The sequence below is a fragment of the Blautia glucerasea genome, assembly GCF_013304385.1.
In the GTDB taxonomy this organism is placed as follows: domain Bacteria; phylum Bacillota; class Clostridia; order Lachnospirales; family Lachnospiraceae; genus Blautia_A; species Blautia_A ammoniilytica.
This window is the reverse complement of record NZ_JAAITU010000026.1, coordinates 39,526-54,352: the sequence shown is the minus strand read 5'-3', so window position 1 is coordinate 54,352 and position 14,827 is coordinate 39,526. Positions and strand designations below refer to the sequence as shown.

The window sequence follows — 14,827 nt, the reverse complement described above, 5'->3', positions numbered from 1 at the left end:
AAATGTAAAACGAATAGTAAGATTAGAAGAGCTGGCTATGGAGTAAGCCATAGCTTTTTTGTGCTTTTTCTAAAAAAAAATTGAAAAAATATAAAAGAAAAACTTCCACTTAAGAAAAAATGGAAGTTTTTCAGTGCCCTTATGCAAACAGGGATTTCAAGTAGTTCTGTCCTGTATGGCTCCAATCCCGGTTTGTCATAGTGGCAAGCGGAATCGGTCCAACGGAAGTTGTCAAATACACCTCGATCATGCGGCCGTAGATGACAAGCATGATACAGATGGAAAGGGCGTTCATGGTAAGTCCCACAAAAAGGGCCTGGAACCACAGCCCGAACAGTTCTCCCGTGCCCAGGGCTTCAAGCTGCGCCTCCATATCCGTGATGACGCTGCTGATATCAATGGAGGTATTTCCGATGATGACGCCTGCGCTGCTGTTCACAACGCTTTGCCCCACATCGAAGATACCCATGACGATATTCCATGTGTTCGTCACAATGAGAACGGCACAGAATGTCTTGAAAATCCACTTGAAGAACATCCAGGTATCTACATCGTGCAGATTGTTTTTCTCTGTCACAAGCTGGATCAGCTCATAACACATTACGAATGTCAGGATAACCCCGGCGATTGGAACGATCACCGTTTCAGAGAGGTTTCGGATCATAGAAAAGACGCCGCTGTTCCATGCCAGCGGCGTCTGTCCCACTTCACCGGCGATCTCGCCTACTTTGGTATTGACCGTATCGAACATGCCCGACAGGTTTCCCGTGATCCCCTCGATGAGCAGCCCTCGGAGCCATTCATCGAGTTTGTCGAGTATGCCGCCCATAAGCGATCACCGCCGGACGATCAACCGAACAGGCCGGAGAGCAGAGGTACAAGGGTGATGCCGATGAGGGCGACACCGCCGCCGGCCATCAACTGTTTTATCCCCAATTAGGTGTAAAACTCTGCTCGATGGCGGGCGGCGGCGTACAAAAAATCTATATGGTATTTTTTAAGAGAACCGTCCCGGCGGGACAGGTCAGGCAGTGACCTGTTCCACCTCCGGGATGGGTTTGAGATTAAAATGAATTTCGATAGAAATGTGTCTTGTTTTATCTTCGTCAATGCGCTCATGCACGACGATTTCTTTGATTAAGCGGTTGAGGGTGGCTGCGTCCAGCTCTGTGATGTTGGCGTATTCCTGAATGGCTTCCACCCATTGTTTTGCGTCATTGGCAAGCTGGACTTCATCGGACAGCCGCTTTCTGCCCTCGGACACTTTTGTTTTAAGCTCCGTCTGCTCGGTCTGTGTCTTTTCCAGCATGGTGTTGAAATTCTGCTCACTGATACGCCCTGCAATCATATCCTCATAAAGCCGCATGACCATTTTGTCCAGAACCTCAATCCGTTCCTCGTCCCTTGTAAGGGAGCGTTCCATTGCTTCCCGCTGTTCCCGCTGCTCGGCTTCACAGGTATTGGTCAGGCGGTCAGCAACCGCTTCCCCGTCCATCAGGGCAGCTCTGGCACATTCCCGGATTTTCCGCAGCACATGGCTGTAAAGGGTGTCATAGTCAATCCGGTGCTGGGTGCAGTGGTTCTTTCCAAAGGCATTGTAGGTCTTGCAGGAGTAAATCCGCTGGGGATGTTTTGCGTTTGTGTAGCGTATCGTCAGCGACTTCCCACACTCGCCGCATTTTATCAGTCCGGCAAACAGGCTGATTTCATTGGTCTGCCCCGGACGCTGGCGGGATTTCAGCTTGTTCTGCACAATATCAAAGCTCATGCGGTCAATCAGCGGTTCGTGCTGTCCCTCAACCACAACCCAGTCCTCCGGTTTCTTTTCCCCAATCGTGCCGATTTTGAAGCGGTAGTCTTTTTTCTGGGAAGCAATCGCCCCGGTGTAGACGGGATTCATCAAAAGGTCTTTGATAACGGAGAAGTCCCACATATACCGCCCGTTTTCCGGGTCTTTCTTTTCCCATTTGGTGCGGGTATTGCGAAGCCCCCGTTCCCGGTTCCACCATGTGGGGCAGGGGATTTTTTCTTCCTCCAGCCGTCTGCGGATATAGTTCGGACCATGACCGTTTAGGGCATATCCGAAAATCAGCCGCACAATCGGGGCGGTTTCCTCGTCAATGAGCAGATGGTTTTTGTCCTCCGGGTCTTTCCGATACCCAAACGGGGCAAGACACCCGGTAAACTGTCCTTTCTGCGCTTTCAGAAGATAAGAGGAATGGACTTTCTTGGAAATATCCTTGCTGTACATCTCGTTCAGGATATTCTTGAACGGGGCAATATCGTTGTTATCCCGCAGGGTGTCGATACCGTCATTCATGGCGATATAGCGGACACCGTTTCTTGGGAAAAAGTCCTCAATCAAATGCCCGGTTTGCAGATAGTTACGCCCCAGTCGGCTGAGGTCTTTCGTGATGACAAGGTTGATCTGCCTGCGCTCAATGGCTCTCAACATTCTCTGTAAATCAGGACGCTCCATGTTAAGACCTGTGAAGCCATCATCCTGATAGACTGCCACAACCTCCCATCCCTGCTTTTCGCAGTATTTTTCCAGCATATCACGCTGGTTTGCGATACTGGCACTTTCGCCTTGCAGGTCATCGTCCTTTGACAGCCTGCAATAGACCGCCGCACGATAGCCCCCGGCAAGTGCCTTTCCGATTGTTCTGTATTCCATTTCGTTCATCATAGCCATTTACCCACACAATCCAGACGGTATCTGGCTCTTTTGAACCTCATCTTCATTATACTTCATATCTTTCTTTTTAGCAAGATATTCTTTTGAATTTGTCCTTCCATATTTCTGGGAAATCAGGCTGACGAACACATCGGTTGCGTCAAGCTCCCCGTCAAACACAGTAGTCACATGAATCTCTGTTTTGTTTTTTGCCATAGGCAGTTATCCTCCATACATGAAAATAGCCAGACAGAGGGTGTCGGCAACGAAGTCCGGCAACGGGCTTCAAAAGACCTTGCAAACAATCTCAATCTGGCGATGGTTACTATTTATACTTTTCTTTTATTTTTCTGTTGTTTTGGTTGTTATAAGGGAGAAAAGCCCGGAAATAAGGGGTTTTCCCCGGCAACCGGCTCGGCAACGGGATAGCAACAGGGGGTGCAACGGGCGGTCATTTTCAGAATGGAAGCTCCATCTGTTCTGTGACCTCCACAAAACCATCCATCGTTTTTTCAGACGGGTTGCCGGAGTCCGTTGCCGGGTTTTCACGCTCCCAGCCCTTTTGTCTGCCATATTCCGCAAACATTCTTGGATTGGAAAAGTAGTTCCACCCGGTAATGCACTGGTTCATTATCTCGTTGATTTCCCGGATTTCCCATTGCTTCGGCTCGTCAAAGGTGTGATTTAAGGCTTCCTTGTAGAGCTGCTTGGAACAGACCGTTTCCCCGGTGTACTTATCAAGGTAAGCCTGTATCATCCCGGCTTTGGTGTCCTCCGGCATAAAATCCCGCTGGTGTTCTTTGAGATACCGCTGCATGGCTGGGCTGAATGACAGCTTGTACCTGCCGCTTCGGTAAATCTCCATTGCTTCCGCCCACATCTGGCTGATATAGGCTCTGGAAGCGGCTTCGTCCTCCAAAATGTGAACCTCGGCTTGCTCCGGGTACACCATGACCGGGATAAATCGGCGGTTGCCGGAACGGTCAAGGGGGAGAAAGTCAAGGGCGTTGGAAGTACCGCCGAACACGCACTGACGGGGACGGTCTGCCGGGTGGGTTTCATAGGGTATCTTATAAACCTCTTTCTGTCGGCTTAGAAAAGACTTGATTTCCTCAATGCTCTTGGCATTGGCGGTTGCCATCATTTCCGACATTTCAATTATCCAGTGACCTTGCAGCTTGCGGTACACGTTATCATCGTCCAGCTTCCGCAAATCATCGGAAAACCACTCGTCCCGGACTGCCAGCAGACGGAAGAAGGTGGACTTGCCAGCCCCCTGACCGCCTACCAGACACAGCATGATTTCAAACTTGCTTCCGGGCTTAAATGCCCTTGTAATCGCCCCCAAAAGAAACAGCTTTAGGGCTTCATAGGTGTAATCGTCCACATCCGCCCCCAGAAAGTGCCGCAGACAGAAGCGGATGCGCTCCGTCCCGTCCCATGCAAGGCTGTTCAGAAAATCCCGGATGGGGTGGTACTTATTCTCATTCGCCACAATCCCGATGGCGGTTTCAATCTTTTTCTCACTGGTCAGCCCGTAGGTTTCCTCCAGATAGAGAAGCAGATACTTCATGTCTGTATCGGTCAGGGCTGTGCTTTCTCTGTGAAAACCGATGGGCTTTATGATGTCCTTTCGGTCGGTCAGGATGTTATAGGCGATTGCCCCGGCAAGCACCGGGTCACGCTGGAATACGGTCAGGCAGTTCCGTATGCTCTGGCGGACACCGCCTTTCTCGGTGGTTTCCAGAGTTGCCTTTACTTCCTCAACGCTCTGGGGCGGCTGCATGGCGTTCATGGTGTTTTTTAGTTCTTGCTGCGTCTGCGGCGGCAAGCTCTGCCATTCGCTGTTCAAGCTGTATCACATCCTTTCCATGTTCCGTAATCAGTGAAGCGATTTCCTCCGTATCCCCAAACAGCAGCACATCCAGCAGATATTCCACATGGGCTTGCTTCTGCAAGGCTTCCACGAACCGGGGATGAAACGCTTCCTCCGGGGAGTGCGGGGCATAGTCGGTTTTCCATACCCGTAAGAGGTGTAGATAATCGGCAAGGACACGGAAGCAATGTGCCTTTGCTTCCCGGAACTGTTCTTCCGGGGATTTCTGCCGGGGCTTGGGCTTCCTTGCCCTGCCCGGTGGCTTCCAGTCCTCATAGGCAAGCCCGAAGTCACTCGCCAACTGTGCGGCGGCTTCCTTTTTCCCCAGCCCGTACAGGGCAGCTACAAAATCAATCACATCCCCATCTGCACCACATCCGAAGCAGTGGAAACGCTTGTCCAGCTTCATGCTGGGGGTCTTATCGTTGTGGAACGGGCAGCAAGCCATCCCGTTTCTGTTTACCCGGATTCCGTAATGCTCCGCAGCCTGTCTTGTCGTAACGGACTGCTTCACAGCTTCAAATACATTCAAATCAATTCCTCCTTGTAAAAAAGAAAAGGCACTTATCATTCTCAATCTGAAAATGGCAAGTGCCTGTTAAAGTTCCATATCCTGTTGTTTGTGTTTCGTCTGCGCCGGGGCGTTTTTCTGTGCTCTCTTCTCGTCAGCCTTATCCTGCAAGACTTCTTTGAGGGGCTGCTTCTTGGGCGGCTCTTTGCTTTCCTCTGTGCCGGGTGTGGCTTTCCGTACCCAGTAGCGGATGTCCCACAGCTTCTTCAAATCTTCCTGCACCTCGGTCAACGGTACTTTCAAGTCTGCGATTTCGTCCACAAGCTTCGCCTGTTCCTGCAAAAGCTCCTTTTTCGTGCTGTCCTTATCGTCCGGGTGCTTGGCAAGGTAGGCACTGGCTTTCTCAAACCGGGCAACCTCCGGGTGTTCCAGCTTGAATTTTTCCTTAGTTTTCTTGAAAAATATCTTCTGGTATTTCTCATAAACGGGCTTACATTCCTTACAGTCCGTCCGGGCGGCAAGGATAGCGTCAATCACGTTGCTGCGGGTTTCCTTTGGCTTCATCTGCTTTCGGTAGTCGGCGGCAGATTTCCCGGACGTTTCTATAAAGTTTTCCAAATCCTCCACGGTGGAAAGTCCCTTTCTCTGGAGATAGGACAGGGCTTCGCTGACTGCCTTTAAGTCTTTGGAAGTCCCCCGGCTTTGTCCCGCCCGTGTCCAGCTGCTCCGTTCTGCCTTTCGTATCTCCATATACTTCATCAGCAGATTGGGAAGAAAGACCGCTTCCTCCGCAGCTTTTTGGGCAAGCAGTTCATTCCGCTTTTCGCTAAGCTCCGCAATCCAGCCTTTGAGATTTTTAATAAGCTGCCGGATGGACTTCATCAAACTATTGGCGGCTTTGATTTCTCGGTTCAGGTTGCCGATGTTCGTCTGAATCCCACGCTTTTCCATCTGCCGGACAGCAGCCCCTTCATGGACGGTAGGGATAATATCAAGCCCCTGTCTTTCGTAAGAACGGAGATCTACTCGTTCCGGGCGGTTGTTGGCTTCCAGATAGCGGTTTTGGATGACCTCCCATTCATGCCGCCAGATTTCGCCATATTTGCGGTCGTTCCAGTCAACCGTATCTTCCTTGTGGCTTTTCCACCTGCCGGACGGGAGCTTGATTCGTTCCCCGTTCTTATCAAGTTCATAGACCTTGCGGCTCTTGGGAAGCCATTTCCCACGCTCATCCATTGCCCGCATGGTCAGCATGACATGGGCGTGTGGGTTTCCGTCCCCTTTGTCATGGATGGCAAAATCCACGCACATTCCTTTGGAAACAAACTGCTGGCGGCAGAAATCCCGTACAAGGGCGGCGTACTGGTCGGGCGGTATCTCTCTGGGAATGGAAAGCACCCACCGCCTTGCAAGCTGGGAGTTCCATTGCTTCTCAACAGCTTCGGCAGCGTTCCAGAGGGTGTTGCGGTCTGTGTACTCCAGGGGAGCGTTTGCCGGGAGCAGGATTTCATTGTGGACGATACCACGCTTTTCCGGGTAGTGTTTTACTTCCTGGTCATATTCACAGAACAGCTTTTCGCCGCTCTGGTAAGCAGCGGCGGCAACCGCAGACTGGCGGTGGCTGCGCTGCACAATAGAGATTTCGTTGTGTGGACAGGGCATTTTGTGTTCCTCCTTTCCGTTTTTGGACATAGAAAAAGCAGGATACCTTTTCAGATTTCCTGCTTGTTGTGCCGCTGGGGGCGGCGGGTATTTAGTAATACATTTACATAGTTTTGTGCAAGTACCAAAGTCGCACAATAAATACAATTTGTCCAATAGCATAAGCCCCAATAATAGTGAAACATGGGACTACTGTCATATATCCGGTGAAAATCAAAGCAAAAATAGAAACAGCAATCGTAACATTCATTACCTTGAAGCCACTTGCCATAGCAGCATTACTAAGCGAAATATTTCTCTCGTCATTTTCCTCTATTTCCATTTCTTTGGTTTTCTTAACGAACAAGTCGCACACACCAGATACAATCAGCAAAATTCCAATGAGAGATGTACCTACTACTATTAAGTCGGGACGTGGCACAGGTATTATTTCATGTACTCCCAAACCGTATGTTAGCAATCCTCCCAGTAGAATAATCATTCCTGTAACTGTCATTAAAATCAACAACCTTTTTTTCATAATCAATCCTCCTCGTAAATAAAAATTTCTTCAATACTCATGTTGAAATATCTGGCAATCTTAAATGCCAACTGAATAGATGGGTTATAGCGTCCGTTTTCCAAAGAGCCGATGGTCTGTCGTGATACTTCCAATGCATTTGCTAAATCTTCTTGCTTTATGCCTCGTTGCTTTCGTAATTCTTCCAGGCGATTTTTCATGTCATCCTCCTCTCTTATGGAAAGTTAACTTTCCATGCTTCCATTATATCACATAGTTCTTTTATGTCAAGTTAGCTTTCCATTTGCATTATATTTTATGAAACTTATCGGCTGGGAACAGCTTGCAACGCAAGGTGTCCCCAGATGGCAAGTCCACAAAAGGGTAGCTGGCGGCAGCCAGCGCAGGGGAAGCGTAGCGTCCCCTGTATGATTTGGAGCAGACCTTGACTGCGGAAAATCACAGCCCTCCGGCAAGGAGCCTTCGGAGAACGCAATGCACCAACCTCTGGGTGGTGTATAATTGCGCCCTTAGTAAACTAAGGGGTTTCCGGCTTCTCCCGTTCCAGCAGTTTTTTCAATAGTTCCTGCGTGTCCTGCCTGTGAAAAATGAGTTTCAACAACAGCATGACATCATCATCTGTCAGGCGTTCCGGCTCTTGCAGAAAACTTTCCAGCATACCGCCACGGGTACAGAGCCGGTGCGTTCGTTCCTTTCGGGTAAGCTGCTTTAACTGGTACTGCAATGCCTTTTCATCATTGATGGCTTTCCGCAGTTTCTTTTCGCTTTTCTCCAGCTCCCAGTTGAGTTTTTCCAGCTTTGAGGTCTCAGGCAAGGGCAGCGTCCTCCTTTCCCGGTATCAGCACATAAATCCGGTTTGGTTCTCCCACGCCCTGACGCACCCGCATGATAAGCCCAGCGGTTTCCAGTTCATTCAGAGAACGCTTGACCGTCATGGAGTTGCGGGACAGGACTGTAGCAATGGCTGTGACAGGGAAGCAGACAAACAGGATTCCGTTTTCGTCCTCCTGCCCTTTGGATAGCATAGCGTCCAGCATCCGGCAGTACATGACCTTTGCGGTGCTGCTGACTGGAAATCCTGTCAACGCTATGGGAAATGGCATACACGGCGGCAATGGTGTGTCTATCGTCATAAATTCAAAATTCATTCGGTGTGTTCCTCCTTTTTCTTTGCTCGTTTGGATAAATAACGGGGGCAGTCAACCACAACCGCCCGGAAGCTCTGCCTGCACCCATGCTGGCATTTCCGGCATAATTCGTTGTAAGTGACACGCCCCCGGTCATTGAGGTAAAAGGAAAGCTCATGCTTCCTCTTTTTGCTCATTCTCGGCATATTGCGCTTCCTCCCATTTTTGTGTATGGTTTCGGGGCGATTTTCGGCAAAATTACGGTCATAGAGCCGCTTAAAATCTCCCGAAGTATCAGCGATAGGGTAGACTATCCCCCTATCAGATTGTCGTGTTTCGGTATCATTTCGGTGTCAGTTCGCCAGTTCTCCCCGGTGTCGTTCCTCCCCTGAATCTCACAGCGGCGTATCGCTCCCTTTGGTACGCTCGTTTCGGTCAGGGTTCCTCCATATCCCTGCCAAAAGTCATGGCGCTACATCGCCGGGGAAGCATATCCCACACAGGCTGGTCATTCGATTGGAATAATCCATCGATGAACTACCTGTATCATAGAACATTTTTGTGCCCTGTGCCGTATATCCACAAAGTAGGAATCAGGGGGAAAATCAGAAATTTCCACGATTGCGGAAAGTGTGATATAATCCAGTTAAACGGCAGAAATAAAACCACCGGAAAGGAGCGTGCGCCCATGAAAGTTGCAACAAGCATACAGGAACGCCTTTGGGAACTCCGCAAAGACAAAGGCTTAAATCTGGAAGAACTATCAAAGCTGACGGGCATTTCTAAATCAGCCCTTGGCAGTTATGAAAAAGAGGATTATAAGGAAATCAATCATGGCAACCTTATCACGCTGGCAGACTTCTATGGGGTTTCCGTCGATTATCTGCTGTGCCGGACAGAGAACAGGGAGCAGATCAACACGCCACTGACGGAGCTGCATTTGAACGATGAGATGGTGGCACTGCTGAAAAGCGGTCGGATTAACAACCGTCTGCTCTGCGAACTTGCCACCCATAAGGACTTTATCAAGTTTCTTGCGGACATTGAGATTTATGTGGACGGGATTGCCACCATGCAAATCCAAAATCTCAACTCCCTTGTTGATACCGTCCGGCATGAAATTATTGAACGGTATCGCCCCGGCGAAGATGACCCGCATTTGAAGGTGCTGCAAGCCGCACATATCAGTGATGATGAGTATTTCAGTCACATGGTTCTGGATGACCTCAACCTGATTATCCGGGATATTCGGGAATTCCACAAAAAGGACAGCGAGAGTGCGCCCCAAACTACCGTTGCCGATGAACTGAAAGAAAATCTGGAAGCGGTCGAAAATTTCAAGGGCAGTCGAGATGAAAAACTGGTTATCCTTTACTGCAAGCAGCTTGGTATCAACTATAAAAACCTGTCAGAAGAAGAATTTCGCTGGTTCATTCGTATTCTCAAAAAATCAAAGAAAATGGGAACGCCTATCAGCCAGAGGAAAAAACGGTAAAGGAAAACCGCTGTTGCATGGTTTGTTGGATTCCATGTAGCAGCGGTTTGTGCTGTGGTTATTATTTCATTCGTTTTCTTAATATTCGGCGATAATTTGTTTCTCCCTTTGGTGCGTCCTGTATAATTTCCAACACACCATCTTCAAGCATTTTATCAATGCGATTGGAAATCCATACATCACTAATTCCAAGTTGATATTTTCCTAAAACATTACCTATGACAATAGCCATTTTGAATTGCTCTGGCTGTTCCGCAATTTCACGAAGAATGAAACTATCATATATATCTTCTGAAACGCTTTGCAATTTACCATTTAACATTGCACGCAAAGGTGCATTTTCATTTTGAAGTTGATTCCATTTCATAGTACAAGCTGAAAGAAATACAGGATTAGCTTTCTCTTGTAGAGTTATATAGTTTCCCCATTCGCCAGGAGACACCTCGCCCCATGCTATTTTGGATGTCATAGTATTTTCTTTTCCATATTCCCATGTAGGTAACTTAACCAAATAAATTGTTGTCTGGCAGTTTAATGGTTGAAGTTGTTTCATAAGCCAATACATACCACAAAGCTCATCTGGATTATAGCTATACCAAATGCGAATTTCTTCCCCAGCTACATATCGTTCAATCACTGAGGTCAATGTAGTTTTAATTTTCTGTATTTTTTCTTCAACCTGATAATCTAAATCCTCTACAAAGCAGACAGACAGCATTTTCTTGAAAATATTTTTCCGCTGTTCGCCAATTCCATTATCAGAAATATCTCCCACACTAAGAACCATATCAAAACAATAAACATCACTGCTCTTGCCTCCCAATGGAATAGCATTCTCCCAAGCAATGCGTTCTTGTTCCTGTGCTTGAAGCTGTGCCTTTTTCATTTCATCTGAAGATGGAACACTCCCGTCTTCGTGCCTCATAAATATTGAAACAGCACTTCCTCTATACTTTCCCTTGCCGTAAGTTTGGGCAATTTTCAAACTTCCACAGGCACTTTCACCAAATACAATTTCAATCATCTTATATACCTCCGATTTAATTGCTCCCGTTATGAATAAATCATCTCATACAAAACAATTTCTTCTGCCCTGTTGTGAATGTTATTGCAACGCTGCACCCATTCCATTTGTCGGGTACACTTCAATTCCTCTGTCACGCCCTCGGTAGCTTTCATCTGCTCCATGATAGTGTCTAACCGTTTTTGTGCCTGTTCATTCAGGTCTGCAAGATATGTCAACAATTCTCCGGTCAGTATCAATGTATTCAATCTGGCTGGGTGGACTTCTCTTAAATATTCCCGGTGCATTCGTCCGTACTTTCCGATAGGGCGGTGTTCCTCCGGCAGTTTCAAGCCTGGAATGTAGTAATCTCCGACAAGGATATAATCAATTCCGTTTTCCGTTATTCTTGGTTTCAATTCGCTCATGTTCCTTACCTCCTGTGGAAGCAGGCTCGTCTGGTACTAACTCAATCACATCAGTAATCTCACAATTCAGAGTTTCACAGATACGGGCTAATGTATCCATGCTGATGTGCTTTCCCTCTTTGCTCATGTTGGCAATCATATTTGTTGTCATACCAGCAGCAAGCCTTAAATCCTCTTTTCTCATATCACGCTCTAACAGTGTGTGCCAGAGTGGTTTATAGCTGATGTGCATATTGTTTTCCTGCCTTTCTATCCATACCACCGGGGCGGTTGCCCCGGCAGGAACTTTTCTCTTATTATAACACCAATCTTGTGAAATCACAATTTATTCTTGTAGCCTGCCGCTGATACCGTCTGGATTGTGCATTCCCTTTCTTTTTGTTCCCTTTAATTAGCCATGAACTGTTTCATACCCTGGCTTTTGGAAGCAGGGTTGTCCTGGCCGTAACCTTCCAGAAGGTTGATAACGCCCCAGATACCAAGACCTGCGCCCAGGGCCACTACGAGAGTCTGCAAAACACCAACTGCACTGTTGAAAAATTCCATAAAATAATCCTCCTAAAAAATGTTTTTGATTTTGGGTTAAATTGTTGCGTCAATCTCGTACACATCGAAGGTGTCCGTGGGTTTTACCACGGCACGCTGCTTCTTCATGTACCGTTCCATGTCAAAGACATTTTTAGGGTCGGCGTCGGCCGTGTATCTGTAATTCGGATGCCGGGTGAGGTCGTACTTGTCCGAAAGAAACGGGCGCACGCCCCGCAGCATGAAGATACACTTGCCGCCGTCCATCACTGCCAATTCGTCCTGGGTCATCAACTCCTTTCCTAATTTCTGATAACTGAGGCCATGGGAAACCTGGCTGCCCCGGTTTTCAGACTGGTTATAGAGATCAATGGTCTCTTTCCCCAGCAGCTCCGAAATTTCCTTGAGGGTGGATTTCTCCTTGCCTCCCAAAAACAAGGTGCTGTCACAGTTACCGACGATGGTATCTGCCGCGTCCTTGTAGATGGTCTTTAACTGGCTCTGCGACTGCAAAATAATAGAAGCCGATATTTCACGGCTTCGGATGGTGGCGATCAGCTTATCGAAGTTCGGTATCTGGCCGATGTTGGCAAACTCGTCCAGAATCAGACGGACATGGACGGGCAGCCGCCCACCGTAGAAGTCATCCGCCTTGTCGCAGAGCAGATTGAAAAGCTGACTATACATGAGGGCGGCCACGAAATTGAAAGTGCTGTCCGTATCTGACAGGATCACAAACAGCGCCGTCTTTTGGTCGCCCAGGGTATCCAGTTCCAGCTCGTCATATTCCATCAGGTCCCGCAGCTCCTTGATATCGAAGGGAGCAAGCCGGGCACCGCAGGAAATGAGGATGGATTTTAAGGTTTTGCCCGCCGCCATCTTGAATTTGCGGTACTGCTTGACGGCAAAGTGGTCCGGCTCCCGTTCCTCCAACTGAGAAAAGAGCAGGTCCACCGGGCTTTGATAAGTTTCGTCATCCTCTCTGGCTTCACTGGCATTGATAAGGTCCAGAAGTGTGATGAAGTTCTTTTCTTCCTCCGTGGCCTCATACCAGATGTAGCCGATCAGTGCGGAATAATAGAGGCGTTCTGCTTTGACCCAGAAATCTTCCGAAGATTTTTCGCCTTCGCCCTTCGTGTTCATAATCAGGGCGTTCACCAGCTTTAAGATATCTTTCTCTGATCGGATGTCGGGTAAGAGACTGGCATTACTGCCAGTCCCTCCCCTAAGAACCGTACGTGACAGTTTCCCGTCATACGGCTCAAGCCTATCGTAAGGCCTCGTGTAAAACGAAACCCGGCTCAAATCAAGTAGTCTGGCTCATGCAGATTTCGATGACACCAGGGATGTACCATAATAGCAGGCCACTTCCTGTTGTTTTCGGTGTTAAAATGCGTCTTGAATCCTGTTTCGAATGTAATTCTTTCTCCACATACAGGGCAGCACCGTTTCTGGTTGTTCCAGATTTTAACGAGTTTTTCCCGTCCTTTGGTACTGTTCAGCATTCTTTCTCCGTCACGTTCCTCATAATATCCCGTCCACTTTTCATCGAACGGATTGGCTTCTGCGGCGATTTTCCTGAATCGGATGATTTTGGTATTTGCCGCGTATTCCAGCTTAAGGTATTTTTCATCGAAATCCTTACCGCGAAAGGCAGGTTCTGCCGCAAATGTCCACGTCCGGTTGTCAATGTGGTGCCAGTATTTATTAGCAATCCATCTCTTGCCTTTTCGTTTGTGTCTGCGGCAAGCCCACCTCCATAGGCACTCGAAAATCCTGTGGTCAACCAATCCAAAAATATCCGCAGAAACTACATAGCGATGGTAGTTGACCCAACCGCGAATGACAGGATTTAGCTTGCAAATGAGCAAGTCCTGTGTAGCGGTTTTGTTCTCCTTAACGATAGTGCGCACTTTTTTGAGGAAGGATTTTATCGCATTCTTTGATGGCTTGATGAGCAATTTTCCGTTGTATTTCCGAACGTTCTGCCCAAGAAAATCAAAGCCGTCACTGATGTGCGTAATCACCGTTTTTTCCTCGGAGAGTTGCAGGCCGCGTTCCACCAGAAAGTCCTTGATGAGCGGCATAACCTCGTTACGTAGAGTTTCCGGGCTTTTTCCGGTAACGATAAAGTCGTCGGCATATCGCACGAAGTTAATCTGGTCGTAAACAGTTTTACCTGCCACCATCCGTCTCATTGGGAATCTCTCTTTCAGAATGCGCTCTAGTCCGTCTAAGGTCATGTTCATCAAAACTGGCGATATTGTGCCGCCCTGTGGAGTTCCTTCCTCTGTTGGAAAGAGCTTTTGGGTCTCCACAAAACCGCATTTCAGCCATTTCCCGAGCATTTCCTTATCCATTGGAATGTTTTCCAACAGCCAGTTATGGCTGATGTGGTCGAAGCACCCTTTAATATCTCCTTCCAAAATCCATTGTGGAGAACCGGCTCTGCATAAATCGTTGAAGCATTGCCCGATGGCATCGTGTGTGCTTCTTCCAATTCTAAAGCCGTAGGAGTTTGGGTCTGCCAGAGTTTCCGCCAATGGTTCCAATGCAGACTTATATAACGTCTGCATGGCACGGTCTGTCATCGTTGGAATACTCAGGGGACGCATTTTCCCGTTTTTCTTCGGGATATACACCCGTCTGAGAGGTTGAGGCTTATAGCCCCGGCGCTTGAGTTTATCAATCGCCTCGAATTTGCCTTTTGGCGTTTTCCATAATTCATGGTCTACACCAGCGGTATTTTTGCCTTTATTACTTGTCACACGCTTCACTGCCAATGCTTTGGCATAGAAAGAATGTGTCAACAGCCATTGCAGGGATTTCACCTTGTTATAATGACCGTCTTTTTGAGCCTTTACGATACGCATTTGCAGCTTTTTAACATAGGCCTCCGCTTTCTTCCAATCAATGGATTCCCAGCTTTGTGCCTTGTCAGCAGGCGCACACAGTTTTCTGTTCATTTGCGATTCCTCCTTTCAAAAGTTCTGTAAATTCTCT

The 14,827-nt window shown here is 48.0% G+C and carries 17 protein-coding genes and 3 pseudogenes; 2 read left to right on the top strand and 18 right to left on the bottom strand.

The genetic code is table 11. The features are described 5' to 3' along the window. Positions 1-142: 142 nt before the first annotated feature. The 4 genes and pseudogenes from G5B11_RS11160 to G5B11_RS11145 all read right to left on the bottom strand — a co-directional run. A pseudogene (locus tag G5B11_RS11160) lies at positions 143-829 on the bottom strand (VirB6/TrbL-like conjugal transfer protein, CD1112 family); the annotation flags it as partial. A gap of 20 nt (positions 830-849) precedes the next feature. Then, positions 850-933: pseudogene (locus tag G5B11_RS11155) on the bottom strand (Maff2 family mobile element protein); the annotation flags it as partial. Positions 934-1,024: 91 nt separating this feature from the next. Further along, positions 1,025-2,695: a recombinase family protein gene (locus G5B11_RS11150; protein ID WP_173728205.1), complete on the bottom strand. Its 1,671-nt coding sequence runs from the start codon at positions 2,693-2,695 to the stop codon at positions 1,025-1,027. Then, positions 2,696-2,893, bottom strand: coding sequence for a hypothetical protein (locus G5B11_RS11145; protein WP_173728203.1), 198 nt, complete (start codon positions 2,891-2,893; stop codon positions 2,696-2,698). On the opposite strand from G5B11_RS11145, the gene G5B11_RS19460 reads away from it, so the two are divergent. Continuing rightward, positions 2,867-3,106, top strand: coding sequence for a hypothetical protein (locus G5B11_RS19460; protein WP_021682886.1), 240 nt, complete (start codon positions 2,867-2,869; stop codon positions 3,104-3,106). The genes G5B11_RS11145 and G5B11_RS19460 overlap by 27 nt on opposite strands. 28 nt (positions 3,107-3,134) lie before the next feature. On the opposite strand, the gene G5B11_RS11140 is transcribed toward G5B11_RS19460, so the two are convergent. From G5B11_RS11140 to G5B11_RS11105, 8 genes are all read right to left on the bottom strand, one after another. Beyond that, positions 3,135-4,472 (bottom strand): virulence-associated E family protein, encoded by a 1,338-nt coding sequence (locus G5B11_RS11140; protein ID WP_173728220.1) that lies wholly within the window; start codon positions 4,470-4,472, stop codon positions 3,135-3,137. Then, positions 4,441-5,085, bottom strand: a complete 645-nt coding sequence (locus G5B11_RS11135) for a CHC2 zinc finger domain-containing protein (RefSeq protein ID WP_002595104.1) — start codon at positions 5,083-5,085, stop codon at positions 4,441-4,443. The genes G5B11_RS11140 and G5B11_RS11135 overlap by 32 nt, the downstream gene beginning before the upstream one ends. Positions 5,086-5,151: 66 nt before the next feature. Continuing rightward, positions 5,152-6,726 carry a MobQ family relaxase gene (mobQ, locus tag G5B11_RS11130; protein ID WP_002595105.1) on the bottom strand — a complete coding sequence of 525 codons (1,575 nt, stop codon included), beginning with the start codon at positions 6,724-6,726 and terminating at the stop codon, positions 5,152-5,154. A 103-nt stretch (positions 6,727-6,829) separates the two neighbouring features. Next, on the bottom strand, positions 6,830-7,246 hold the full coding sequence (locus G5B11_RS11125; protein ID WP_002595106.1) for a hypothetical protein: 417 nt from the start codon (positions 7,244-7,246) through the stop codon (positions 6,830-6,832). 2 nt (positions 7,247-7,248) lie between these two features. Further along, positions 7,249-7,446 (bottom strand): helix-turn-helix transcriptional regulator, encoded by a 198-nt coding sequence (locus tag G5B11_RS11120; RefSeq protein ID WP_002595107.1) that lies wholly within the window; start codon positions 7,444-7,446, stop codon positions 7,249-7,251. 317 nt (positions 7,447-7,763) lie between these two features. Continuing rightward, positions 7,764-8,060 (bottom strand): DUF3847 domain-containing protein, encoded by a 297-nt coding sequence (locus G5B11_RS11115; protein WP_002592121.1) that lies wholly within the window; start codon positions 8,058-8,060, stop codon positions 7,764-7,766. Next, positions 8,053-8,394: a hypothetical protein gene (locus tag G5B11_RS11110; protein ID WP_002595108.1), complete on the bottom strand. Its 342-nt coding sequence runs from the start codon at positions 8,392-8,394 to the stop codon at positions 8,053-8,055. The genes G5B11_RS11115 and G5B11_RS11110 overlap by 8 nt, the downstream gene beginning before the upstream one ends. Then, a complete protein-coding gene (locus tag G5B11_RS11105) occupies positions 8,391-8,579 on the bottom strand; it encodes a hypothetical protein (RefSeq protein ID WP_002592123.1) in 189 nt (62 codons plus the stop codon). The genes G5B11_RS11110 and G5B11_RS11105 overlap by 4 nt, the downstream gene beginning before the upstream one ends. Positions 8,580-9,061: 482 nt before the next feature. Here G5B11_RS11105 and G5B11_RS11100 point away from each other — a divergent pair, with 482 nt between their 5' ends. Then, complete coding sequence (locus G5B11_RS11100) at positions 9,062-9,868, top strand: helix-turn-helix domain-containing protein (protein WP_008372835.1); 807 nt, start codon at positions 9,062-9,064, stop codon at positions 9,866-9,868. Between the two features lie 61 nt (positions 9,869-9,929). Here the strand turns inward: G5B11_RS11100 and G5B11_RS11095 are convergent, their stop codons facing one another. The 6 genes and pseudogenes from G5B11_RS11095 to ltrA all read right to left on the bottom strand — a co-directional run bounded on the left by G5B11_RS11095 (position 9,930) and on the right by ltrA (position 14,790). Then, positions 9,930-10,892: a DUF3658 domain-containing protein gene (locus G5B11_RS11095; RefSeq protein ID WP_005601707.1), complete on the bottom strand. Its 963-nt coding sequence runs from the start codon at positions 10,890-10,892 to the stop codon at positions 9,930-9,932. A gap of 29 nt (positions 10,893-10,921) precedes the next feature. Then, positions 10,922-11,299, bottom strand: coding sequence for a TnpV protein (locus G5B11_RS11090; RefSeq protein WP_005335912.1), 378 nt, complete (start codon positions 11,297-11,299; stop codon positions 10,922-10,924). After that, positions 11,259-11,531 carry a helix-turn-helix domain-containing protein gene (locus G5B11_RS11085; RefSeq protein WP_002593556.1) on the bottom strand — a complete coding sequence of 91 codons (273 nt, stop codon included), beginning with the start codon at positions 11,529-11,531 and terminating at the stop codon, positions 11,259-11,261. Before G5B11_RS11085 ends, G5B11_RS11090 begins: the two co-directional genes overlap by 41 nt. Positions 11,532-11,686: 155 nt before the next feature. Next, positions 11,687-11,845 (bottom strand): Maff2 family mobile element protein, encoded by a 159-nt coding sequence (locus G5B11_RS11080; protein ID WP_118144607.1) that lies wholly within the window; start codon positions 11,843-11,845, stop codon positions 11,687-11,689. 36 nt (positions 11,846-11,881) lie between these two features. Beyond that, positions 11,882-13,012: pseudogene (locus G5B11_RS11075) on the bottom strand (VirD4-like conjugal transfer protein, CD1115 family); the annotation flags it as partial. Between the two features lie 113 nt (positions 13,013-13,125). Then, positions 13,126-14,790 (bottom strand): group II intron reverse transcriptase/maturase, encoded by a 1,665-nt coding sequence (ltrA, locus tag G5B11_RS11070; protein ID WP_173728201.1) that lies wholly within the window; start codon positions 14,788-14,790, stop codon positions 13,126-13,128. Between the last annotated feature and the right edge of the window lie 37 nt (positions 14,791-14,827).